The organism is Ruegeria sp. N11 (genome assembly GCF_056531525.1).
In genome coordinates, this window is record NZ_JBQFLX010000020.1 from 38807 (window position 1) to 62593 (window position 23787).

Annotated in this window: 24 protein-coding genes; 18 read left to right on the forward strand and 6 right to left on the reverse strand. The window is 56.6% G+C overall.

Translation table 11 applies throughout. From position 1 onward, the window contains the following. Positions 1–343 precede the first annotated feature (343 nt). Complete coding sequence (locus tag ACR0J8_RS19150) at positions 344–1654, forward strand: AAA family ATPase (RefSeq protein WP_170702626.1); 1311 nt, start codon at positions 344–346, stop codon at positions 1652–1654. Further along, the gene (locus ACR0J8_RS19155) at positions 1651–2703 is read left to right on the forward strand and encodes a ParB N-terminal domain-containing protein (protein WP_170702625.1); all 1053 of its coding nucleotides are present in this window, start codon (positions 1651–1653) and stop codon (positions 2701–2703) included. The genes ACR0J8_RS19150 and ACR0J8_RS19155 overlap by 4 nt, the downstream gene beginning before the upstream one ends. A gap of 84 nt (positions 2704–2787) precedes the next feature. Here the strand turns inward: ACR0J8_RS19155 and ACR0J8_RS19160 are convergent, their stop codons facing one another. Then, positions 2788–3843, reverse strand: coding sequence for a tyrosine-type recombinase/integrase (locus tag ACR0J8_RS19160; RefSeq protein WP_170702624.1), 1056 nt, complete (start codon positions 3841–3843; stop codon positions 2788–2790). Between the two features lie 230 nt (positions 3844–4073). Here ACR0J8_RS19160 and ACR0J8_RS19165 point away from each other — a divergent pair, with 230 nt between their 5' ends. After that, complete coding sequence (locus ACR0J8_RS19165; RefSeq protein ID WP_050605729.1) at positions 4074–4739, forward strand: hypothetical protein; 666 nt, start codon at positions 4074–4076, stop codon at positions 4737–4739. Between the two features lie 4 nt (positions 4740–4743). Here ACR0J8_RS19165 and ACR0J8_RS19170 read toward each other — a convergent pair whose 3' ends face one another. After that, positions 4744–5853 carry a transporter gene (locus tag ACR0J8_RS19170; RefSeq protein ID WP_170417865.1) on the reverse strand — a complete coding sequence of 370 codons (1110 nt, stop codon included), beginning with the start codon at positions 5851–5853 and terminating at the stop codon, positions 4744–4746. A gap of 236 nt (positions 5854–6089) precedes the next feature. Between ACR0J8_RS19170 and ACR0J8_RS19175 the strand changes: the two genes are divergently transcribed. The 5 genes from ACR0J8_RS19175 to ACR0J8_RS19195 all read left to right on the forward strand — a co-directional run bounded on the left by ACR0J8_RS19175 (position 6090) and on the right by ACR0J8_RS19195 (position 10861). After that, complete coding sequence (locus ACR0J8_RS19175) at positions 6090–8084, forward strand: heme lyase CcmF/NrfE family subunit (protein WP_170417870.1); 1995 nt, start codon at positions 6090–6092, stop codon at positions 8082–8084. Between the two features lie 4 nt (positions 8085–8088). Beyond that, positions 8089–8658: a DsbE family thiol:disulfide interchange protein gene (locus tag ACR0J8_RS19180; protein ID WP_170417873.1), complete on the forward strand. Its 570-nt coding sequence runs from the start codon at positions 8089–8091 to the stop codon at positions 8656–8658. After that, positions 8655–9143 (forward strand): cytochrome c-type biogenesis protein, encoded by a 489-nt coding sequence (locus ACR0J8_RS19185; RefSeq protein WP_170417876.1) that lies wholly within the window; start codon positions 8655–8657, stop codon positions 9141–9143. Before ACR0J8_RS19180 ends, ACR0J8_RS19185 begins: the two co-directional genes overlap by 4 nt. After that, on the forward strand, positions 9140–10288 hold the full coding sequence (gene ccmI / locus ACR0J8_RS19190; RefSeq protein WP_170417878.1) for a c-type cytochrome biogenesis protein CcmI: 1149 nt from the start codon (positions 9140–9142) through the stop codon (positions 10286–10288). The genes ACR0J8_RS19185 and ccmI overlap by 4 nt, the downstream gene beginning before the upstream one ends. Positions 10289–10402: 114 nt before the next feature. After that, entirely contained in the window at positions 10403–10861 is a 459-nt protein-coding gene (locus ACR0J8_RS19195; RefSeq protein WP_170417881.1) for an ATPase, read from the forward strand. Positions 10862–10870: 9 nt separating this feature from the next. Here the strand turns inward: ACR0J8_RS19195 and ACR0J8_RS19200 are convergent, their stop codons facing one another. The 3 genes from ACR0J8_RS19200 to ACR0J8_RS19210 all read right to left on the reverse strand — a co-directional run bounded on the left by ACR0J8_RS19200 (position 10871) and on the right by ACR0J8_RS19210 (position 13609). Then, positions 10871–12967: a protein-disulfide reductase DsbD family protein gene (locus tag ACR0J8_RS19200; RefSeq protein WP_170418009.1), complete on the reverse strand. Its 2097-nt coding sequence runs from the start codon at positions 12965–12967 to the stop codon at positions 10871–10873. 117 nt (positions 12968–13084) lie between these two features. After that, positions 13085–13288 (reverse strand): hypothetical protein, encoded by a 204-nt coding sequence (locus ACR0J8_RS19205; protein ID WP_170602093.1) that lies wholly within the window; start codon positions 13286–13288, stop codon positions 13085–13087. Positions 13289–13297: 9 nt separating this feature from the next. Then, positions 13298–13609: a DUF2933 domain-containing protein gene (locus ACR0J8_RS19210; protein WP_255612174.1), complete on the reverse strand. Its 312-nt coding sequence runs from the start codon at positions 13607–13609 to the stop codon at positions 13298–13300. Between the two features lie 374 nt (positions 13610–13983). Between ACR0J8_RS19210 and ACR0J8_RS19215 the strand changes: the two genes are divergently transcribed. The 9 genes from ACR0J8_RS19215 (at position 13984) to ACR0J8_RS19255 (ending at position 20867) form a co-directional block, all read left to right on the forward strand. Further along, positions 13984–14637 (forward strand): L,D-transpeptidase, encoded by a 654-nt coding sequence (locus ACR0J8_RS19215; protein ID WP_050605720.1) that lies wholly within the window; start codon positions 13984–13986, stop codon positions 14635–14637. Positions 14638–15271: 634 nt separating this feature from the next. After that, positions 15272–15862 carry a L,D-transpeptidase gene (locus ACR0J8_RS19220; protein ID WP_170417888.1) on the forward strand — a complete coding sequence of 197 codons (591 nt, stop codon included), beginning with the start codon at positions 15272–15274 and terminating at the stop codon, positions 15860–15862. Between the two features lie 67 nt (positions 15863–15929). Beyond that, the gene (locus tag ACR0J8_RS19225) at positions 15930–16379 is read left to right on the forward strand and encodes a c-type cytochrome (RefSeq protein WP_170417891.1); all 450 of its coding nucleotides are present in this window, start codon (positions 15930–15932) and stop codon (positions 16377–16379) included. 153 nt (positions 16380–16532) lie between these two features. Next, complete coding sequence (locus ACR0J8_RS19230) at positions 16533–16715, forward strand: hypothetical protein (RefSeq protein ID WP_157054267.1); 183 nt, start codon at positions 16533–16535, stop codon at positions 16713–16715. Between the two features lie 60 nt (positions 16716–16775). Further along, positions 16776–17345 (forward strand): c-type cytochrome, encoded by a 570-nt coding sequence (locus ACR0J8_RS19235; RefSeq protein WP_170417895.1) that lies wholly within the window; start codon positions 16776–16778, stop codon positions 17343–17345. A gap of 9 nt (positions 17346–17354) precedes the next feature. Then, on the forward strand, positions 17355–18254 hold the full coding sequence (locus ACR0J8_RS19240) for a c-type cytochrome (RefSeq protein ID WP_170417899.1): 900 nt from the start codon (positions 17355–17357) through the stop codon (positions 18252–18254). A 39-nt stretch (positions 18255–18293) separates the two neighbouring features. Next, positions 18294–19664, forward strand: coding sequence for a multicopper oxidase family protein (locus ACR0J8_RS19245; RefSeq protein WP_170417903.1), 1371 nt, complete (start codon positions 18294–18296; stop codon positions 19662–19664). Further along, positions 19664–20137, forward strand: a complete 474-nt coding sequence (locus tag ACR0J8_RS19250) for a c-type cytochrome (RefSeq protein WP_170418019.1) — start codon at positions 19664–19666, stop codon at positions 20135–20137. The genes ACR0J8_RS19245 and ACR0J8_RS19250 overlap by 1 nt, the downstream gene beginning before the upstream one ends. A 1-nt stretch (position 20138) precedes the next feature. Further along, positions 20139–20867, forward strand: coding sequence for a DsbA family protein (locus ACR0J8_RS19255; protein WP_414478956.1), 729 nt, complete (start codon positions 20139–20141; stop codon positions 20865–20867). 37 nt (positions 20868–20904) lie between these two features. On the opposite strand, the gene ACR0J8_RS19260 is transcribed toward ACR0J8_RS19255, so the two are convergent. After that, positions 20905–21102: a heavy-metal-associated domain-containing protein gene (locus ACR0J8_RS19260; RefSeq protein WP_170417905.1), complete on the reverse strand. Its 198-nt coding sequence runs from the start codon at positions 21100–21102 to the stop codon at positions 20905–20907. A gap of 173 nt (positions 21103–21275) precedes the next feature. Between ACR0J8_RS19260 and ACR0J8_RS19265 the strand changes: the two genes are divergently transcribed. Next, entirely contained in the window at positions 21276–23786 is a 2511-nt protein-coding gene (locus tag ACR0J8_RS19265) for a heavy metal translocating P-type ATPase (RefSeq protein ID WP_170417908.1), read from the forward strand. Position 23787 lies beyond the last annotated feature (1 nt).

Below are 23787 nucleotides of genomic sequence, written 5' to 3' on the forward strand. Positions count from 1 at the left end.
CGGTTTCGCTGACCGATTCCATCAATTGGGTTCAGTGTGATGAAATCCCGTAGTTTGTCAACGGGCTTTGAAAAACAGGATGACCGCCTCTTTCTTCAAAATCAAAAGAAAATTCGGTTAATAGGTTATAGGTGACACTATGCTGTCACCATATTGGGGGTCGAGTGTCACCATATATCTGGTAATTGGTCGCTGCCTGTCACCAAAACATAGCTTCGCTTTCGAAATACCTCCCGTTTTTACCGAGTCGGAGGCGAAAAAGCGGAAATTCCATTCTTTACGTTTTGCAGTTTTCCAAAATCGCGTTATTAGAAGACATCCGTGATATAACAAGAGCAGCACCATGCGTGACCACACCGACCTTCAAGCTATGAACGAACGAAGCCTGGCCCAACAGGCTGCCGTCCGCCGCGCTACTTTCTCGCCCGCTGACGAGAAAGTGCTTCGACCATTCTCGATCTGGGAAATTAGCCAGTTCATGTTTGATGTCCCGGCGGACACCTTGAGAAAGAAGTTGGCCGAAGATCCGTCTCTTCCGCAAGGGGCGACTGAAGATGATGGGCGGCAAAGATGGTTTTCTCTGGCTGAGATAAATGAGTTGAGACGGCGCCTGAGATTTAGAGGTAAAAGCCTTCTGCCTCAAAGGCCGGCAGGCCGGGCTATGAGAGTAGCGGTTTCGAACTTTAAGGGTGGTGTCGGCAAAACTGTCGTTGCCCAGCACTTGGCGAATGCGGCCGCGCTTGATGGTTACCGTGTTCTGGTGGTGGATTTCGACCCCCAGGCGACACTCACGCATTCGATGGGTCTGGCTGAAGTTAGAGAGTGGAATACTGTCTGGGGCATTATGTGCCGCGATCTCTGCCGTGAGGCGAACCGGATCGCGGACGAATATGATGATCCCGCAGATTGCCCCTACCCTACTGCCGACGAATTGCCTGAAGATGTTCAGTCGATTGGCGCGCAACGTGTACAAGACTTCATTCAAAGAACTTCTTGGTCGACGATCGACATCATCCCGAGCTGTGCGAACGCGGCCTTCGTTGAATTTGCGTCCGCTCAGTACAGGTCCATTCATAAGGCATGGAGTTTTTTTGGATGCGTAGCAAGATATCTCGATGAGTTGCCTGACGACCAATATGATTTGATTGTTTTCGATTGCCCGCCGGCAATTGGATACCAGTCTTTGAATGCGGCCTTTGCTGCTGACATCCTCTATATTCCGTCTGGTCCTGGTTATTGGGAGTATGACAGCACAACGAGTTATCTTGGTCAGCTTGGCGATGCCTTGGAAGACATAACCAGCGGGTTCGAACGTATTGCACAGGATGCTGGTATCACGCTTCCTAAAAGGTTCGATGACATACGTGTTCTCATGACTCGCTTCGAGGCTAGCAACTCTTTGCACGTCGCGATGATGGATGCTTTCAAAAATGTCTTCGGCGCCGATGTCTGTCAAAATCCCATCGAAATGACACGTGCGGTCGAGCAATCTGGTAGGTTCCAGATGTCTGTTTACGAGCAGGACTACAGACAGATGACTCGGGACACATGGAAACGGGCGCGTCAGTCATTTGATAATGCATACAGCGAATTTAGGGATGTCGTCCTAAGGGCTTGGGAGGCACGTACTAAAATTGAGGAGCGGGTAGAATGAGCGGGAATAAATTTGGCTTCACTCCAATTGATGAAGATGACCTCAAGAAAACACGCCGCCGCGAAGTGGGGCCGATGGGGGCTGCGGTTCGCGAGACAGCAAACAGCCTAAATGAAAGCACTGAGAACCGTGTCGAACAGCGACGGCAAAATGCCTCCGATGCTAAGGAGTATCGTAAAGCTCGTGATGAGGGGCGAGTCTTGGTTGCGGTTGGCATCAATGAAATTCATACGACAGATCTGCCACGAGATCGCTTGGATCTTTCGGCTGTCGCAAGTTCCGACGAGATGGATGAACTCAAGGCTTCAATTCAGGAACGCGGCCAGAAGGAGCCCATAGAGCTTTATAAGGATTCAGATGGACGCTTCCAACTCAAAAAAGGTTGGAGACGAGTAACTGCTCTTAAGCAGCTTTATGAAGAGACCGGTGATGAACGCTTTTCCAGTGTTACGGCGCGAGTTGCCAAATCCCAGAGTGATCGCATCGACCTCTATATTGACATGGTTGAAGAGAACGTTGTTCGGGAAGACTTGACGTTTGCTGAGATGGCGCAAGTGGCAATTCTTGCTTCTAAAGATTCAGAGTTGGGGGCAGGGGATGCAGAAGCTTTGGTCGGAAGGCTGTACTCATCCCTGCACAAGATGAAACGCTCCTATATTCGTAGCTTTGTTTACCTGCTCAGTGAACTTGAGGGTGCGTTGCCGTTTCCAAAGAGTGTTTCCAGAAACCTTGGCGTTGAGGTTGCGCGGAAACTTCGAGCGTCATCGGCTTCAGCTGCTGCATTAAGAGATGTGTTAGTGCGCGCATCCACAGCCGGTGAGCAAAACGAAATACTTGATGCTTTCGTGGCAAGTTCTGATGCTGAACCAGCTAGCGGCAAGCGGCGTGAGAAGGTTGAGAGCGTGAAGTATGAGTTCCACGTGGGCGCTTCAAAAATCACTGCGCGCAAGGGAGAGTGCAGGATATTGTCTGGTCAGGACTTTAGTTCGATTGACCGGTCAAAGCTCCAGAGAGCGGTTGAGGCTTTCGAAGCTGTTTTGAACGAGTAGTAACCCGCGGGTTACCCATGCTCAGATTTCTTAATTTTAATGGCGGTAACCCACGGGTTACCGCTTTCTTCGTTTAGCACCAGCTTACCCCAACAGGTCTGCGGCCGGGTTTTCGGCGATATCGACGTCATCGTAGTATTTCTGCGCCTGTGCCATGGAGCGGTGTAGGGACAGGCGCATGGCGGCCTGGATCGGGGCACCGTCCAGTGCGGCCTGGGTCAGAAAACCCGAGCGCAGCCCGTGGGGCGAGGCGAAGCCTTCGGGCAGCCTCGCCAGTTTCAACCGGTGCCGAACAATCTGGTAGATCGCATCCGGGCTGAGGCGGCGCTTGAGCACCCGGTCAGCCTTGGAGATGGGTCGGAAGAGCGGCCCATCCCTGATCTGGCCCACCTCGATCCAATGCACCAGCGCCTGTGCCGCGCGGGTCTTGAGCACCAGCCGCGGGGTTTCCCTCTTTTGGGTGGTCTTGGTTTCCAGCAGCGAGATCCACACCAGACCCTTGGCCTCGAACTCTTTCAAGGACACATCTTCCCGCATCAATCCGGTGATCTCGGACCTTCGCCGCCCGCCCGAAGCCCAACCCAGCATCAGGATCGCCCGGTCGCGGCAATCGCGCCGCGACCCCCGGCAGGTGGTCAGCAACTGCTCGAGAACATCGCGGGTAATCGGGTGCTGCGATTTTGGGGCAGGGGGCCGGGCTGTAGCCCGGCGCGCCTTGGCACGGGCCTGCTTCACCTGCGGCGCACCGAAAGGACTGGTCAGGTTCTTCATTCGATGAAAGGCAAGCCAGGAGGCGATGCGCCGGTCCAGCGTCGAAGGGGCAGGACAGGCGAGGGACTTCCGCAGCCCCTGAGTAATCAGCGCTTCTGCGGTTTCGCGCGCCACATCCGTTTCTGGTGCGTCATTCAGATCGCGAGCGTGATCGAGAATGAAGGTGAGAGCGGTGGCCTCAGATTCCGGCCAGTCCAGCGTCGCTGCGAACCGCGCGGACTTCCAGGCGGTGATATAGAGCAGGTCGCGCTCATAAGCGCGCAGCGTATTGGCTGGCGTGCCGCGCACATAAAGATCGGTGAGCGCCTCCTGATCTTCTGCGGAGAGGGCTGGGGAGGGGCTGGGGAGGTAAGGCGCAAGGGGCTTCATGAGGCACATTCTGCGCGCATTTTCCGGCGAAATCAATCAGTCATGATAAGGGATACTTATCGAGTGTAACTTGAAACTGATAGCGCAACAAAAGTAACGAGCAAAAGTAACAGATTTTGCGCGTAAAGTAGGTAGAGGGCTTGCGGAATAATAAAATCGGAGGTTCTGTCGCAGGTCTGTAAACCAATTGGCATCGACATTGCGCTGGAACCGTTGGCAAACTAAATGAAATGAACAGATATTTTGCCACTGAATTGCCTTTCTGGAAGTTTGCCAGAAACACGCTGATCGTCAGTTGCCTTGCGTTGTTTCCGCTGTTGGCCATCTTCGTTTTGCGCACGCCGGGCTTTGCGACGCACCTCCTGAACAGTGGTCCCGCGTTTGTTCGGTTTTTGCGTCAGGTGGTGACGAATGGGTTGCCGGTCGTTTTCCTTTTAAATTATCTCAGCTTTTTTCTTTTCGCCGTTGGGGTAAGGGCGCGGGGCAGGGGGGCCATCCCGGCCCGGTATCTGCTAATTGACCTGCTGCTACGGGCCGTCCTGTTCATCGCGCTGCACGCGCTGATCTACGCGCTTTCGGCAGACTGGTTCGGGTCTTTCGGCGGTGATCCCGTAGTGGCGTTGCGGGTAGTCGGTCCGACGCTGGTACGCTCCGCCTACTTCGAGAACATCTCAGGCGTTTACCTGTACGCCACGCTGGTCGGAGCGCTGCCGCTATACCTATCCGTCGTTCAGAGCCAGATCGCCCACGGTACTGGATTTGCAGCCCAACTGGCACGTCGCGTACCTGGGCGCGGCGGACCTGTGACATTGGCCCTGCTACTGATGGCGGTGTCAGTGGTCGTTCTGACCACCGCGGCGGCGCTGATTGTCCGTTTACAGTCGGTTTGGGGCTGAAGGGTCAGAACGCCCTGCGTATCGCGAAGGAGACTGCGTAATCGCGTTCAAGCTGGGGCCCATCCAGATCTTGATACACAGGGATCACGCCCTCGATACCCAGGCGCGTGCCCGCCAAAACGCCCGACCCCGGCACAAGGTAATTCACTCCGATTCCGATACTCAGAAACTGGCCGCCGCGCAGGGTCGGATCAGCGGTGGGCACCATGCCTGGGTTCAGGCGCGCATCCGACCCGTCAATGTTTTCCACGATGTCGCCGACCACCCGCAACGAGGAGCTGAACTGGTCATTCCAGCGCCGTGCACCCCAAACTGTTGCTGAATAGACGTCACCCAAGGTGTAACCGGCATCATTCTCACCCATCCGGATCACGGCGGCCAGCTGGGCGCCCCAAGACCAATCCGCGTTCTGGCCCGTATAGGTGACGCCCGGCAGCAGGTCGTAGGTGCCTGAACCCAGTTGCATGGGGTAGGGCAGCAGCTGGTCCGGCCCAGCTGGCGTGGTGTCGGTCTCGTCTATCGAGCCAGTCGGCAGACTGAGGCCAAGAGATAGTTCCAGCACCTGCCCGTCGGATTTGTAGATATCATATCCGCCGATGATCTTCAGATCGCCAAACCCCTGTGCCCTGGTCTTAAAGGTCTGGCCCATGCGGGTCTGGTGCTTCATCGTCTTGCGGGTATAGGGCAGCATCGCCATCACCGAGATCTCGTCGGTCACACCGTACATCAGGCCGACCATCGCCATGTTCATGCTCATGCTGAGCGGCGCGATCGGATACTGCGACAGAACGTTCGAGGTAGACAGCGACTGCGTTCCGGTACGATTTCCGTCCATCTCCATGTTCATGTAAGAGAACACAGGCATCAAAACACCCTCGGGTGGATGCATACCGCCAACGACACCCGTTGGCGGCACCGCGTCGGGGCGCATCATCCTGGACATGCTTCCCATACCTGACATGTTGCTGGAGGCTTGCGGGTTCATCGCCACGTTGTCAGCCGGACGGGTTTCCGGTTGGGCCATGGCAGTTGACCCAAGGCTCAGCCCCCCAGCCAGTATTACAGCCTGGAGGCGTTGCCAGACGCACGTAATCTTGCTGTTGCTCCGTGTCATGATGCCCTCGTGTTCGTTTGTTTCCTGAGTCCCTGCCCTGAAAACAAAGTGTTCGGTACGTCCATCGGTGAAGTCGAAATGGTGGGGGTCTCCAGCGCTGGAAGGTCAAGGCCGCCGGCCAGATTTGCGCTCGTCAAGCATGCATCAGCCGAAGGGGGTGCGGCAATAATGCGCTTGACCCTCCAGCGCTGGATTGTCGGACAAGGCCGCAAAACCGGAAATCCGGAGGGATTGGAATGATACCGGAAATCGGGCAGTTCGCCCTGGCGCTTGCCCTGGCCGTGTCCTTGGTGCAAAGCGTATTTCCCTTGATTGGAGCAGCACGGAACAATGTCATGTGGATGCGATCGGCATCTGCGACCTCGGTCCTACTGACAGCGCTGGTTGCTATCGCCTTCGCCGCTCTGATGTGGTCCTTCGTGGTCAGCGATTTCACTGTGCTAAATGTGGCCAGCAATTCTCATTCGCTGAAACCGATGCTTTTCAAGGTGGCTGCGACCTGGGGTAGCCACGAAGGGTCGCTGCTGTTGTGGATTCTGATATTGGTGATTTTCGGGCTGGGTGTGTCTCTGTTGGCTCGGAACATCCCACTGAAACTCAAGGCGCGCACTCTGGCAGTGCAGGCCTGGATCAGCGCGGGGTTCCTGTCATTCATGCTGTTCACCTCGAACCCGTTTGACCGGGTGTTTCCGGCACCGCTGGATGGTCAGGATTTAAATCCGCTGTTGCAGGATGTCGGCCTGGCTATGCACCCGCCGTTCCTATACCTGGGTTACGTCGGCTTCTCTATCGTATTTTCTTTCGCCGTGGCTGCCCTGATTGAGGGGCGGGTCGATCCGGCATGGGCGCGGTGGGTCCGACCCTGGACATTGGCGGCCTGGGTGTTTCTGACACTTGGTATCGTTCTGGGCAGCTGGTGGGCCTATTACGAACTGGGTTGGGGCGGCTGGTGGTTCTGGGATCCGGTCGAGAATGTCTCGTTTATGCCCTGGCTTGCTGGCACAGCGCTGTTCCATTCGGCCATTGTGACCGAAAAGCGCGGCAGCTTCAAAAGTTGGACGATCCTACTGGCCGTTTTGACCTTCTCGTTGTCCTTGTTGGGGACATTCATTGTCCGCTCAGGCTTGCTTACATCGGTCCATGCGTTTTCGGTCGATCCCGAACGCGGCATTTACATCTTGGCGCTGTTGGCTGTCGCGATCGGTGGTTCATTGACGCTGTTTGCCATACGCGCACCGGAGATGGAGGGCGGCGGTCTTTTTGCCCCGATCAGCCGCGAGGCCGGTTTGCTTATTAACAACCTGCTGCTGGCCACCGCAACGGCGACGGTTCTATTCGGTACGCTTTATCCGCTTTTGCTTGAGGCTGTGACAGGTGAAAAGATTTCGGTTGGACCACCTTATTACAACGCCAGTTTCGTGCCGATCATGCTGGTTCTAGTCGTTGTAATGGGGATTGGGCCGCTGTTGTCATGGAAGCGGGCGGATTTGCGCGGTGTTCTGTCCCGGCTCAAATGGGTGGCCGGGGTTAGCCTGCTCGTAGCGTTGCTTGTGTGGTATCTGGATACCGGCGGCCCAGCCTTGGCGGTAGTGTCGATCGGCCTTGCGGTTTGGTTGCTGGGCGCTGTGCTGACAGAGTGGGCCAGCCGAATTAAGCTGGGTGAGGCACCGTTGGCCGAGTCCCTGCGTCGGGCCCGCAGCCTACCGCGTTCTCATTACGGCATGGTCGTGGCCCATGCGGGGTTGGCTGTCTGTATGATCGGCTTTATCGGGTCCAGCGCTTGGAAATCCGAGGTCGTGACTTTTGCCGAGCCCGGAACACAGATTGAGATAGCAGGGTTCGACGTGCGTTTTGACGGTGTGGAACAGCTTCGCGGTCCGAACTATCTGTCTCGCGCGGCCACACTGACGGTATTTCGCGATGGCGCTTATGTCACCACGCTTCAACCCGAGCGCAGGGCCTATCTCGTGGCGGGTACCAGTACGACCGAGTCAGCAATTCGAACGACGTTGGCAGGGGACCTTTACGCCTCAATATCGGAACCGGCGGCGGAATCAGAACAGAGCAAATGGACCCTGCGTATCTTGTATGAGCCATTGGTGGTCTGGATCTGGATAGGTTCAGGATTGTTAGCATTTGGTGGTGTCTTGTCACTCTCCGATCGGCGTCTACGCGTCGGTGCACCACGAAAACGGACTGGGCAGAGCTCCGTTGCGGTGGCGGCGGAGTAGGGCAATGAAACGTCTATTTGCACTGTTCCCAATTACGATTGCCGGCATCCTGGGTGCCTTCCTGCTATGGGGACTGAATCCCGATCGCGATCCAAACGAAATCCCGTCTGTTTTGATCTCGCAGCCGGTGCCTGAGTTCGACTTGCCGCCGGTCGAAGGGCTGGATACCCACGGGCTGTCCAGTACCGATCTGGTGGAAAATGACGGGTCAGCTCCGATCGTGGTCAACGTGTTTGCGTCCTGGTGCGTGCCCTGCCGGGCCGAACATGCGGTGCTGACGCGTATGGTACGCGATGAGGGCATTCGCCTGATGGGCATTAACTACAAAGACAAGCCGCAGGACGCGCGGAAATGGCTCGACGATCTGGGCAACCCTTATGAGCGCATCGGTTCCGACCTGGACGGCCGAGCCGGGATCGAATGGGGGATTTCCGGCGTGCCGGAGACCTTTGTGATTGATGGCGCGGGCAAGGTCGTATTCCGTTTTGTCGGCCCGGTGCTGGGCGACGAGGCAATTTCAAAGATGCGCACCGCGCTGGATCAGGCGCGGGCGGCCGGAGGAGAGGCGTCATGATACGTCGCATTGTAATTACCGCGGTCACTCTGGCGATGCTGGTGTCGCAGCCGGCATTCGCGGTTGAGCCCGACGAGATACTTGCAGATCCGGTATTGGAAGAGCGGGCCCGGGCGATTTCGAAACAGGTGCGATGCGTGGTGTGCCAGAACCAAGACATCGACAGTTCTAACGCTGGCGTGGCGCGCGACCTTCGTCTGCTTGTGCGCGAACGGCTGGTGGCAGGCGACACGGACCAGCAGGTTATGGACTTTCTGGTTGCGCGTTATGGCGACTATGTTCTGTTCAACCCGCCATGGAAGCCATCAACTTACATTCTGTGGGTTGCGCCTATCGTCATCCTGGGGCTGGGTGGTATCGCGACTGCAGCGGTATTGACCCAAAATGCGCGCCGATATCGGAAGTCGCGAAAACAAGAGACGGAACGCGGCGCGAGCGAAGAACGGAATCCCGAAAACCATTCACTCACGGAGCCGCACGCATGATCTGGATTATCTTTTCATTCATGGCCGTGGCGGTGTTTCTGACGCTCGCCCTCTCCGGCCTGGGGCGCAAGACCTCGGACTTGTCGAGACGCGAAAGCGCCTCTGCCATCTTTTCCGACCAGATCGGCGAAGTGGAGAAGGACCTGGAACGAGGAATTATCTCAGCCGAAGAGGCCAAGGCCGCCAGAGCCGAGATAGAACGTCGCCTGAAGGCGATTGACCGGCAATCGGACGACAAAGCGATAATGGGCCATTCCGGGCGTGCGCTGATTTTACTTGCCGCGCTGGTAGTTCCAGCGCTCGGAGCCGGTCTTTATTGGCAACTGGGTAGTCCCTACATCCCCAGCCAGCCATTTGCCCAACGCGAGGGGGAGCAGGCCGAAGCCCGTGAAATCGCCGACCTTGCCGTGCGCCTGAAGTCGCGGCTTGAGGCGGATGAAACCGGCGGGCCAACCGAGGGATGGGTGTTGTTGGCTCAGACCTATATGCGTATGGGACGCTTTGGAGATGCCGCAGACGCGTTCGAGGGGTTGCTGGACCGACCCAATGCGAATTCAGCGCTGGTGTCGCAATATGGCGAGGCGTTGGTCTATGCCGATGACGGTGTCGTTACGCCCAAGGCCGATCGGGCGTTTGAACGAGCCTTGGAACTGGACCCATCGAACCCAGCAGCGACATTCTACAAAGCCATTGGTCTGGAGCAGGCTGGATCGCCTGATAAGGCCTATGACCTACTGAAGACGCGGATGGACGCCGAAGAGGAGTTCCGGCCATGGATGGAGAGTTTTGTGGCCCAGCTTAACCGCATCGCCCCGTCGATCGGACGGGCTCCGGTGAATCTGGCGGCTTTTGCCCCTTCCATGCCCGGCCCAACTGCCGATCAGGTGGCGGCGGCCGAGGAGATGTCAGACGAAGACCGGCAGGCCTTCATCCGCTCGATGGTCGAACGGCTTGCGAGCCGGATGCAGGAAAACCCAGGCGATCTGGACGGCTGGATGCGGCTGGGCAACGCCTATTCGGTGCTGGGCGAGACCGACGGCGCCCGGAACGCCTATGGCAGGGCAAGGGATCTGGCGGATGACCTGCCGCAGGGGGATCCGCGCAAGGTGGCAATCGACCGGGCATTGCTGGAACTGGGGGGTTGATTCCCGCAGCCCGGCGTGGATCGGGCCGGCGCCGACTTCGCGCTGATGCCCAGTGAGCCATCTGGAAAATTCCGGTTTAGGCTATCGCATGCCGATCTTTAGGAGGTTGAGACCATGAAAGTTGAAACGTTTTCTGATCTAATTGTCTGGACGCGGGAAATGCATCATTGGCTCGCCGAATGTTTGGCCCACTGTTCGACACAGTCAGAGCAGGAGCTGGCCAGGATGTTGCTTACCTACCTCGCCGATCATGAGGCTGCTCTGGAGAAAATCGTCGATGGTTTCGTGAAACGAGCCGATCCCAAAGCGCTCAACACCTGGGTATATGACTATTTGGGCAATGAGCCGATCGACCCACATCGCGCCTGCGACAGGCCGTTCGCACAGATGAGCGTCGATGAGATCTGCGAAGCGGTCTTCGATCTTCACAATCAGGTGATCGACTTATATCGGTATTTGCACGGGCGTGCCGAGATACCCGAGGCACGCGAACTCTTTCAGGCGATACTGGATATGGAAGAGCACGAGACCATGCGTTTAGCGCAGCAGAGCAACCGCGTCCGGGATATGTGAACTCCGGGGTCAGGATCCGCTTTCCACGGCTCCGCCCGCAATCGGCGCGGCCTGTTCCATCGCGTCGAGAATGGCGTTCGTGGTCAAGATCTCTGGCAGGGCGATGCCTTCGGGGGCCGACGGGCCGTAGACGATGTTGAAGGGGATCCCGAACCGTCCATTGTCCTCAAGGAAACGGGCGATCACATCGTCGGGGCGGGTCCAGTCGGCCTGCATCGGAATTGCTTTGTCCGATTGCAGTGTTGCCAGAACCTCGCCGCGTTCCAGCACCAGCGCTTTGTTGGCCTTGCAGGTCAGACACCAGTCGGCTGTGACATCGACGAAAACCACCTCGCCGCGCGACACAAGGCGGGCGATTTCGGGGCGGCTGAAGGTAATCCAAGGGATCTCTCCGGCTGGTTCAAGCAGCCTGGACCGGTCTTTGCCGGCAATCGCAACCGGTGCGGCAAACGCTGCGGTCAGCGTCAGCAACAGGGCTGTCCAGCGCAAAACGGGTGGCATCATCGTACTTTTCCAGATCAACAGGACCAGAACAGTTGCAGCCAGCACGGTAGCAGTTGCAGCAGTGTCTCCGGCCACCCCGACCATCACCCAGACCAACCAGCCGATCGTGGTCAGCAGTGCCGCCGACAGGGCCCATTTTAATCCCACCATCCAACGCCCCGGTTTAGGCAGAGCGGCGGTAAGTTTCGGGTGCACTGCAACCAGCAGGTAAGGAATGGCCAGCCCGACCCCCATTGCGGTGAAGATCGCCACGATATCCACCGGTCGGCCGGTCAGGGCAAAGGCCACCGCCGTGCCGAGGAAGGGGGCCGAGCAGGGCGTCGCCAGAACTGCTGAGAAGGCTCCGGTCAGGAAATCCCCGACCAGCGACACGCGGCCCTTTTCGACATGGGCAAGCCGGGTGTTCAGCGACTGCGGCAGCGTGATCTCGAACAAGCCCGCGAGGCTGGTTGCAAAAACCGCCAGCACCACGATCATCACCGCAAGGAAAAGCGGATTCTGGAACTGGATGCCCCAGCCGACGGAATAGCCCAGCGACCGCGCCGCAATGGTGATAGCCGCCAACAGCCACATGAATGTCAGGATTCCGGCTGCCGAAGCCAGGAACCCGGCGCGAATCTGAGCCGCAGAGCGGTCGCGAGCCTTTACCGCCGAGGAAAGCTTGATCGAAAGCACTGGCAGTACGCAGGGCATGACATTCAGAATCAACCCGCCGCCCACCGCCAGCAAAATGATCCAGACCAGCGCGCTGGCTGAAGTTTCGGCGGCCGCGATCTCATATGGTGGCGGGGTAGGGGGAGCGTCGGTACGGGGCGAAAACTCGGCCACGCGGTTGGTGTCGGTAACCGTGACGGACAAGGCGGGGGGGTCCTGTGCCAGAGCGAGGACCGGGAACTGCACCCATAGCTGACGCCTGTCGCCAGCGAGCCGGATGTCGGGTGCACCAAACGCGGTGTCACGTCCCATGTCGGGAAAGACATCAGGCGCATCAAAGGGCAGGTCGCTGGTGAAATTCAGCGTCAGCATCTCGGACTCGGTATCCAGGGTCGCGGCGTCGGACTTCATTCCGCTTGTGTTTCCCGTGGTTGGCACCCGCGACAGAAAGGCATTTATAAGCCGGGCCGAGTCCTGATCCCGACCCGTTCCCTGAGTCAGCGACAAGTCCAGCGAAAACTCGACCGGCACACAGATATCGGAACAGATCAGCGTTGTCACAGCGGCCTTCAAGTCAACTGGCGCTCCGGGGTTCTCGAGTGTGACGGTCAGCGGAAAGACCACTTCGTCCTTGTACCCGAAATTCTCGATCCCGAAGGCGCGAAAACGGATCGGCGCGGGCCAGTGAAACTGTACGTCGCTGACGTTTTGCGAGCCGTTCCAAGTGATCTTGGGCGGAATTCCCACCTCACCAGGCGACTTCCAGTAGGTTTTCCAATCTTCGCCCAGTTTCAGATGCAGTCCTGCAGTGATCGTCTTGACGTCAGGCGCGATCCCGTCCTGCGCGGTAATTATGTGTGCGACCAGGGGCTCTGATTCATACGCTTGGGATGTAGCTGCAAGGCTTGTCCCGGCGGAAGTCTGGCCAAAGATTAACCCCAAGATCATAATACATAAATTTAGGAGTGTTCTTGCCATTGCGCGTTGCCATCGGTTGTTTTGCACCCGTCTCTGCCAGATTCCAGCGCTGGAGGGTCAACGAGCCGGAATGTCACATCCCCACGATCAGCTCACGAAACCTTCGCGCCCGTCTTCGCAGATGAAATAGGCCCCGCCATCCGCGCCCTCCCATTGAACCCGGCAACCTTGGGGCAGGGCGTATTCAGGCTGCGGCGGTTGCAGCGGGCATAGTTTAGGGCGTGGTGCGCAAGCCGCCAGCGAAAGAGCGGCCAGCGACATGGCGGCCAACCTTGAGCACCAAAGCTTCATGATTGAAGATTATTGCCGGTGTACTGGGTTCGGTCCGACCGCGGCGTCTGTTGCCTTTGGTCTTTCCGATTCAGATTTGTTCGAATGACAGGATTTTTCCATCGCCTTGTGCATAAAGAAATGGGCTCCGAGGCACAGGATCAACGGTGCGAAAAGACCCAAGGAGTCAGAAAGCCCACCAACCGTCCCGCCGGCGATCAAGTAGAGAGCGATCGGCGTTATCATGGCAATGCAACATACCATCATGCCCCATTTCATTATCTTGCCGCCGCTAACCGGTACTGACGCCTGCGGCGCGTTTGCAGTCTGTTTTTCTTTCACATTCAACTCCAAAATTTGGATTGGAGACCTCTGCTAACGCCTTCCCACGATGGAAGGTCAAGCTGTTTTGGCGCGAAGCGAATTTGACGCTGTCAAACCAGTCCAGCATTTGCTTGGGCCTTACTTGGTGCATAGACACGGCCGGAACAGGGAAGTTTTTAGGGGTATGAACAGCAGGCATTGTCGTCCCGACGCCTGGTGAAGTTTCAGGTTAAACACGAAGCTGCCTAGGTCACTTTAAGCCTTGAAAACTCGCGGGTGGGTCGAAGCGATATCGAACGAATAATTGAATGGACAAATCTTCCCCCGTCGCGGATTGTCTAATCCCCTGGGTACTAACTCCAGACACCAACCAGCCAATAGGAGCGCTATCAATGCTGACCAGACGACATTTTGTTGCAGCCTCGCTCGCCATTTTCTCTCAGCCGGTTTTTGGAGTGACGTCGGCGGCGGCCTCGCAATGGTCGGAGTGGGATGCGCAAGTAACTCCAGCCAATTTTGATCCCGCAACATCCAATCCCTGGGGTTTACACCCACGTTTCCTGCCTCAGCGTGTGCAAACCAATCGACCACTTACTCCGGGTGACATTCATGTCGACGCGGTGGCACGATATCTGTATTTCATCGAAGACGGTGGCACAGCAATGCGTTACGGCGTAGCCATTGCCCGAGGCAATCTTTACGAGCCCGGAGTCTACACGATCAAGCGAAAGGCCAAATGGCCGCGTTGGACTCCTACAGCCGAAATGATTGAGCGCGACCCTGATGAATATGCGCAATTCGCAGATGGTGTGCCCGGTGGGCCGACAAACCCATTGGGATCAAGGGCGTTTTATCTGTTCGAAGGTGGTCGCGACACATACCTGCGAATTCACGGAACGCCTTATCCAAGATCTATCGGAGGTCGCGCAAGTTCTGGCTGCGTAAGGATGGCGATGCCACATATCATCGGGCTTTATGATCGTGTCAGGCCAGGGTCCACGGCTCATCTCTACCCTCCCGAGCGGCTTCTGACCGCGACCAGCTGACAGGCGCTTGTCAGGCGCGCGTACAGATTGGGCGCCCTTCAATAGTCCTAAGTGGTAGGTAGGTTGTTTCAACTGGCCCAACATAGCGATACCAATAGCAACCGTCCTCAGGCATGATTTTCACTGCGTTCAGGTCCTGGCCCGGAGCAGCAATCTGGGCTACGGCGTCAGGAACTTGGGAAAGCGTTCCGGGCTCGCTATCTGCAGATATTGACGTTGTTTCGGTACAAGCGCCGATGAACAAAAGTGCGGCCAGTGCTTGGAAAGCTTTCCTGAAGGACATGGTGTTTAGTCCACTGTGATTGTCATTTGTAGTGCCTGCTACCCTCGCATCGACGGGTGATCACATCAATTCACCAAGAACTAAGCAATTGTTAGCGTTGCTTTTTTGTGTTCGGTTGATTCAAGAAAGTCAGGTTTTGCTTAAAGCAGCCTGGAGTTACGTCCAAGAAAAATTGCTTTTCCACAATGACTTGATGATTTGGGTCCGCCTTCTAAGGAAATATCCCTGCGCCAACGGCAACGACAATTCAGACGAGACATCCCATATGAAATGTCATTTGCGTGTTGACCTTCCAGCGCAGGAACCGGGCATACGAGTTATTTGAGTCGGAAAAAAAGAATAAACTTTGGGATGGCAGGCATGAAACGGAGCAAAGAAGGAAAGGTTGTTACGCGACGTGGAGTGATTGCCGCGTTTGCTGCGACGACGCTTTTTCCAGCACCGGCCGTTTGGGCCCAATCAACGGCAACTGAGGGGACGCGCCGCAATGTTTCCTCATTCCGCGTTGCTAAATGGCAGGACCACTTTGATACGCTTAAGAATGGTGTGATCCTGTCCGATACACAGTCCAAGGTCCTGCAATATTGGTCGGAAGACGAAAGCGTCTACCGAATGTATCCAACCAGCGTACCGCTGACGGAAGACCTTACAAGGCTGGGCTACACCACAGTTACTCGCAAGGTCGAAGGGCCGTCTTGGCGACCGACACCAGCAATGAAAAAGCGCAACCCCGCTTGGCCCGATTATGTGGGCCCGGGTCCGGAGAATCCTCTGGGGACACATGCACTTTATTTGAGCTGGCAATACTACCGGATCCACGGCACCAACGACACGCGCAAGATCGGGAGAAGATCCTCCAACGGCTGCATTGGCTTGTACAACGAGCAGATTGCGGAATTGTTCGAACTGGCCACTGTGGGCACTCAGGTAAAACTGATCTGACCTTGGTCAGGCCGATTTTTTTTGCGCGCGTTGAACCTAAGAACTGACAATCATGTGAAGAACAGAGATGGATAAACTTACACTCTTGATCGGCGGAGTAGTGATCGCAGGCGCCGCCGCGTTCGTCTACAACTTAAATCAGCAACCAACAGGTCACTCGATGACGCCGCCCGATACGTCAGCACTGGAGCAAGGAGACCCAATCGAAAACGTCACTCTGCCGGACCAGCTAAGCGAATTTGCGGCCGTCGGCAAAGTGGCATTCGACGCCAAATGCTCGGCGTGCCATGGCGCGAATGCAACAGGTCTGGAAGGCCTTGCACCACCTTTGGTGCATAAAATCTATGAACCAAGCCACCATTCGGACGAGTCATTTTATGTGGCAGTCCAGAATGGAGTTCGGGCACACCATTGGAAGTTCGGCAATATGCCGCCGGTCGATGGCTTGACCCGTGCGGATGTGAAGGGCATCGTGGCGTATATCAGAGAGCTGCAGCAGGAAAACGGGATTTTCTGAAGGTGACGAGCCGAATGGGCAGTGCAATTCGTTACATCATACTGTCAATGGTGCTGACCATTGGCGGGCTGCTTGTGACGGCCGATTCTGCTCATGCACATGGCAGTGGTTCTCAGCACGTGATTGACCAAACGGACTCCGCGGACGTTGAGCATGTCAAGCAGGGTCATCCCGGACATTGTCATGGCGGAACGATTTGCAACGCTGTTGGTCTATTTTCGATGGGTCCACCACCGCCTGGCCCCCAAGATACTGAACAAAGATACTCGATCCCTCGAGCCCAATACCGGGTTCTCGGTATCGCGGCGTTTGACCCACCACCGCCGCGTGTCCTGATCTGACCAGTCGAATTGCGCTCAACCTGGGCGCGTCGAAGCAGACGACAAGGACAAAACAATGAACATTCTGAAAATGACCACAGGCGTTGCCCTGGTTTCTCTGTTTGCAGCCGCCGCCCTGGCGCATGGTGGCGCAACCGGCATCGTCAAAGAACGCATGGATGGTATGTCCGCGATGAAGGACAGCATGAAGATCCTTACGCCGATGATGCAGGGGAAAACGCCCTACAATGCGCAAACGGTACGAAGCGAGGCCAAGAAAATCGGGCGTCACGCTGGCGAGAGCATGACAAAGCTGTTTCCAGAGGGATCTGATGGCAAACCCTCGGAGGCCAAATCGGAGATCTGGCAGGATTGGGGTTCATTTGCAGAGTTAGCCAGGCAGTTGGAATCCTACTCTGAAGGCCTTGTGCTTGCGGCGGACAACGGGTTGATGATGTCCGGGTCGGGCCATGGTTCGGGCATGATGGGCGGCGCATCCATGATGGGTGGCGGTTCTATGATGGGTGCCGGAATGATGGGCGGCAGTCCAAACCAGGCACAACTTTCTGAAATGCCGGCAGATGGTGTGTTCATGATGCTGAGCCAGACATGCTCGGCGTGTCACACGCAATTTCGGTCGGAATAGGAATGCGTCATGAGACCGATATTCCGATTGGGCCTTGCTGCCGCCGTAGCGGCGTCAGCGGGACTTGTTGCTGTGATGGCTTGGCCGATTGGCCAGCCCTTACAAGCTCTCGACATTCAGGGTGACGTTAACCGCGGGGCGTATCTGGCAAGGGCAAGTGGTTGTATCGCTTGCCACACAGATTTTGCCAAAGGGGGCGCGGCCTTGGCCGGTGGGGTGGAGTTGGATACCCCGTTCGGCACGCTCTTTTCGCCGAACCTGACCACAGATCCCGATCACGGGATCGGTGATTGGACAATCGAGGAGTTCGCCCGCGCGGTGCGTCAAGGCGTATCACCCGGCGGACAACCCTATTACCCGGCCTTTCCTTATCCATTCTATGCCAATTTCACGGATCAGGACATCGCCGATCTCTGGGCCGCATGGCAAACAGTTCCACCGGTAGCGGAACCGTCAAAAGAACAGGAAATGGCGTTCCCCTTCAATCAGAGATGGGGCCTGAAGCTGTGGCGCGCGGCTTTTCTGGAACCACCCCGCACTGATCCCGTGCCGGGCAATGACGAAGTGTGGAACCGGGGCCGGCTACTGGTCGAAGGTGCCACACATTGTGCGGCCTGCCACACCGGGAGGAACCTGGCTGGCGCAAGAAATTCGGACACGGAACACTTCAAGGGAAGTGACTCTCTGCCGGGCGGTGACAAGGCACCGGCCATCGACTTTGAGACCCTGCAAAAGCGTGGTTGGACGGTAGATGATTTGGCCTACGCGTTGCGCACCGGCGTCATGCCTGATGGCGATGTCTTCGGCGGCGCCATGGGAGAGGTCGTAAACTATGGCACCAGCTTTCTGACAGACGAAGACCGGAAGGCAATGGCGACCTATCTGCTGGATGTGCACGACGGGGGGTAATCGAGTGAGAGATCAAATTTTCTTTGGAGGGAAGTCCTCATGAAGCTCAATCGCAGGCAATTCGTTGCAGGCACGTCGGCACTAATCGCAGTGCCGACTATCGGGAGGGCGGCTACCGCCCCCCGAATAATCGAGGCGCGTTCAGGATTGGCACGTGTTGCCCCCGACAGCTATCCTGAAACCGAGATATGGGGATATGATGGCGGTGTTCCGGGCCCCGAAATTCGTGCCCGGCAGGGCGAAACGGTTCGCCGGACACTCCTGAACTCACTGCCTCAGCCTACGGCAATCCATTGGCATGGACTGCGGGTTCCAAACAACATGGATGGGGTGCCGGGTCTTACACAGGAGGCTGTACCAACAAGCGGCGAGTTTCAGTATGACTTGCCTCTGAAGGATGCAGGAACCTTCTGGTACCACTCTCATAACCAGTCAACGGAACAAGTGGCCAGGGGCCTTTACGGCGCGTTCATCGTCGACGAAATGGACCCGCCGGACACGGATCATGACATTACGATCCTGCTGGATGACTGGAGGTTGGGTCAGGACGCCCAAATCGTCGATGATTTCGGCGCGATGCATGACTGGACGCATGCAGGCCGAATGGGAAACTACGTTCACGCACACATATCGCCCATGACAGAAGTTCTGACAAACCAGCGTTTGCGACTTCGAATGGTCAACGTGGCAACTGATCGGATCATGTATGTCTCAGTAGGTGGCGCAAACGGGAAACTGGTCGCTTATGATGGCATGCCTGTAAGGCAGCCAGAGGATTTTGAAACCCTTGTTTTTGGGCCTGCACAGCGAGCAGACTTAATTGTTGATGTCACAGCGGAATCGAACGAAGCCGTTCAAATAACTCTTCACGAACGCGATGAATCGTTTGTCATTGCTGAAATCCCGGTTTCGGGAAGCGGTGCATCCGCAAACCGCGGTGCAATAGAAGCCCTGCCACCCAACCCTGTTTCCTTTCTCGAAGATGTTTCTGACGCTTTGACAATCCCATTAGTGATGGAAGGCGGGGCGATGGGCGGACTGCGTCAAGGCACTTTTAACGGCCAGGTCATGAGCACCAATGAATTGGTTCAGGAAGGGCAGATCTGGACATTCAACGGTGTCGCCGGGTTACCTGAAAACCCCCTTGCTGCCGTTTCGCGTGGCGACATAGTCCGGATTCAGATGCAGAACGACACCGTCTTTCCGCACGCTATGCACTTGCACGGGACGCACTTTCAGGAAGTTCTGCCAAACGGCAACCTAGGGCCGCTGCGGGACACAATCCTGGTTGACCGGATAGAAAAGCGGGAGATTGCGTTCGTTGCGGATAACCCGGGGGATTGGCTGTTTCATTGCCATATGCTGTCGCATCAGGCCGCTGGTATGAAGACCTGGCTGAGCGTGGCATGATGAACAAGAGTTCGGCGAAATGGGTGTCACTGGCTGCTGTAGTGATCATTGTCGCGGTCGCTGGCTGGGGCCTGAGTGGGCGTGCGCAGAACAGTGCATCAGCGGATTCGGCACGTGGTGCAGTTTTGTACGCCGAAAACTGCGCGTCATGCCACGGGGCAAATTTGGAGGGTCAGCAGGATTGGCAAACACCTGATCCGGATGGCGTCTTGCGGGCGCCCCCGCATGACCGAACCGGGCATACCTGGCATCACGGCGACAAGCTGTTGTTCGACTATACAAAGTTTGGCGGGGACCAAACTTTGAAACAGATGGGTGTCGCTGACGTCAAAAGCGGCATGCCAGGCTTCGGGGACACTCTGTCGGATCAGGATATCTGGGACATCCTCGCCTTCATCAAGGAGAGTTGGCCGGATCGGGAACGCAAGCTGCAAGAGCAACGCACCGAAGCAGAACAAACGGAAGGAAACTGATGTGAAACGAATACTTGCAGGCTTAGTCGCTATCGCCATGTCGATTGGCATTCCTATGGCACGCGCCGACGAGCTGTCTGACTCCGATGTAAAACGGCTGGCTCTCGAAGCCATTTTGGAAAACCCTGAGATCATCATGCAGGCGATTCAATTGCTTCAACAGCGCGAGGATCAGGCAAAAGCCGAAGCAATTGGAAGCGTCTTGGAAAATCAGCGTGAATTGCTGGAACAGGATCCGAATGCGCCTGTAATCGGAAACCCGGAAGGCGATGTAACCGTGGTCGAGTTTTTCGACTATAACTGCCCATATTGCAAACGCGCTGCCCCGGTCGTGAAGAACGTAATCGCGGGCGATTCCGATGTGCGAATTGTTTATCGAGAATGGCCCATACTTGGAGAAGGTTCCGACTTCGCGGCACGCGCTGCGCTGGCCTCACGAAACCAGGGAAAATACGAAGAATTTCATTGGGCGCTTATGGCTCTGAACGGTCGTGCCACTGAGGCCAGTGTACTGAAAGTTGTTCGGGAACTTGGCCTGGACGAGGATCAATTGCGCGCAGATATGGAAGCGCCGGAAGTCGACGCGCATATTCAGATTTCCATGGAATTGGCCCGACAGCTTGGCTTCAGTGGCACTCCTTCGTTTGTGATTGGAGATGCGCTTGCCCCGGGTCTGATCACCGAAGATGAAATGACCCGGTTAATCGTGGCAGTCAGAGACGCAAGATAGAACCAAGGGGGCGACAGCATGTGCGCTCCTAAGTTTATCATGCGATCGTGGCTTCGTATCCCTCGGACTTCAGCGCTGCAAGGATATGATCAAGTGAATTGGTGCTTAAGACACGTACCCTGCGGTTTTCCATGTCAAAGTCCAACTGTGCGGAGGAATCCACCGTGGCAACGGCTTTTTCGATAGCTGACTTGCAGTGCCCGCAGCTCATATCCGGGATATTTAGGGTCGTCATGGATGTTTGCTCCTGTGTTCCGTCGTCCCGGCTAAAGTATTCCAGCACAGGAAGGTCAAGTCGTGATTATTGGATCGTCAAAATTAGTGGCAAAGAAAGTCAGCCCCATCCCTTGACCTTCCACTTGCTGGAACCCTTATGTTTCCCGTCAGCAGAACATTGGTGGTGACAATATGACTGAAATTTCACATGCAAGGTTTCAAGTTCAGGGTATGAGCTGTGCGTCCTGCGTAGGGCGGGTTGAGCGCGCGTTGAAAGATGTGCCAGGGGTAGATGCCGCTTCGGTTAATCTCGCCAGCGAAAGCGTTCAGGTCGATTTCCGCGATCCAGCCGATAAAGCGGCCATTGCTGATGCGTTAAACAGCGCCGGATATCTGGCACGGACGGAAGAGGTAACGCTGGATATTCAGAACATGTCCTGCGCATCGTGCGTGGGGCGCGTTGAACGGGCATTGCAAGCAGATGATGGCGTCTTGTCCGCGTCGGTCAATCTGGCCACCGAAAGTGCAACTGTACGTTATGCTGAGGGAGTCACAACACCCGAAGCCATCGCGGCGCTTGCGGCATCTGCTGGCTATCCGGCGAGCCTGCGATCCGCGACGCAGACCGAACCACAAGACCGCAAAGCCAAAGAGATTCGCCAATTGGCCCGGCGAACAAGCTTTGCCGCCTTGCTCGCTTTGCCGGTCTTTATCCTTGAAATGGGCTCGCATGTTATTCCGGGCATGCACCACCTGATAGCGAGCACGATCGGCATCCAGAACAGCTATTACCTGCAATTCCTTCTAACCACGATCGTTCTTTTTGGGCCAGGTTTGCAGTTCTATACTAAGGGATTCCCTTCCTTGTTCAAAGGCGCGCCGGACATGAATTCTCTGGTGGCTCTGGGCACTTCGGCGGCTTATGGGTTCTCGCTTGTTTCCACCTTTGCGCCGGGTGTTCTTCCCGCCGGAACCGCAAACGTCTACTACGAGGCCGCAGCGGTGATCGTGGTTCTCATATTGCTGGGGAGGTTCCTCGAGGCGCGCGCCAAGGGGCGAACTGGTGAAGCGATCCGAAAACTGGTCGGTCTGCAGGCAAAAACAGCGCGCGTTGAGCGCGACGGATCGGTTGTCGAGCTACCGATCGAGCAGATCGTTGTAGGGGATATTGTGCACGTTCGACCGGGCGAAAAAATCGCGGTGGATGGTGCCGTAGTGACCGGCGCGTCATATGTCGATGAAAGCATGATCACCGGCGAGCCGGTTCCTGCCGAAAAGACCGAGGGCGCAACTGTGGTCGGCGGAACAGTTAATGGCGCGGGCGCATTGACGTACCGGGCTGAAAAGATCGGCGCAGACACTATGTTGGCCCAGATCATTCAAATGGTCGAACAAGCACAGGGTGCCAAGCTTCCGATTCAAGGCTTGGTTGACCGCATCACGCTGTGGTTCGTGCCGGTAGTGATCGCTGTGGCCGTAATGACTGTGCTGGTTTGGATGTTGTTCGGACCCGATCCTGCGCTCAGCTTGGCGTTGGTAGCCGGGGTTGCGGTACTGATCATTGCTTGCCCCTGCGCCATGGGGTTGGCCACACCCACCTCAATCATGGTCGGCACCGGCCGCGCGGCCGAGATGGGTGTCCTGTTTCGAAAGGGCGACGCCTTGCAAATGCTGCAGGAAACCACCGTTGTTGCGGTGGACAAGACGGGGACCTTGACCGAAGGGCGTCCGGAGCTGACCGACCTGATTGTGGCCGAAGGATTGGCCGAGGATGAGGTTCTGCGCCTTGTTGCTGCCGTTGAGGTCACATCCGAACATCCGATCGCCACGGCCATCGTGCGCGCGGCTGAAACCCGTGGTCTGGAGCTTTCGAAGCCAGAAGACTTCACGTCGATCACCGGTTACGGGGTAAGCGCCTCAGTCGAAGGCCATACAATCCTGATCGGGGCCGACCGCCTGATGAGTCGCGAAGGGGTTGAAATGGGCGCGTTGTCTGATCGGGGCGCTGAACTCGCAATCAACGGAAAGACTCCACTTTATGCCTCCGTAGACGGAGTTATCGCAGCCGTCATCGCCGTGGCGGACCCAATCAAGACCACCACGCCAGACGCAATTGAAGCTTTGCACGGACTGGGGCTGAAAGTAGCGATGATTACCGGCGACAATACCGCTACAGCCAAATCCATCGCGGCGCAGCTTGGCATCGATCATGTCGTGGCCGAGGTTCTGCCAGAGGGTAAAGTATCCGCGTTGCAAGATCTGCGCTCAAATGGCGGAAAACTGGCCTTTGTGGGTGATGGCATCAATGATGCCCCCGCTCTGGCGGCGGCTGACGTAGGAATTGCGATCGGGACAGGCACTGACATCGCCATCGAGGCGGCTGACGTCGTTCTGATGTCAGGCGACCTGACAGGCGTGGTCAACGCCTTCGATATTAGTCAGCGCACCATGCGTAACATCCGCCAAAACCTGTTCTGGGCTTTCAGCTACAACACGCTGCTCATACCGGTTGCAGCGGGGGTGCTCTATCCGTTTGGCGGCCCGTTGCTGTCGCCGGTTTTGGCTGCAGGTGCCATGGCGCTGTCCAGTGTATTTGTCCTGACCAACGCGCTGCGGTTGCGCTGGGTTAAGCCGATCAAAGTTGGGCGAGAACAGATCTCGCAGAATGAAGAGCAGGCGCTGCGATCAGCGCCTGCTGAATAGA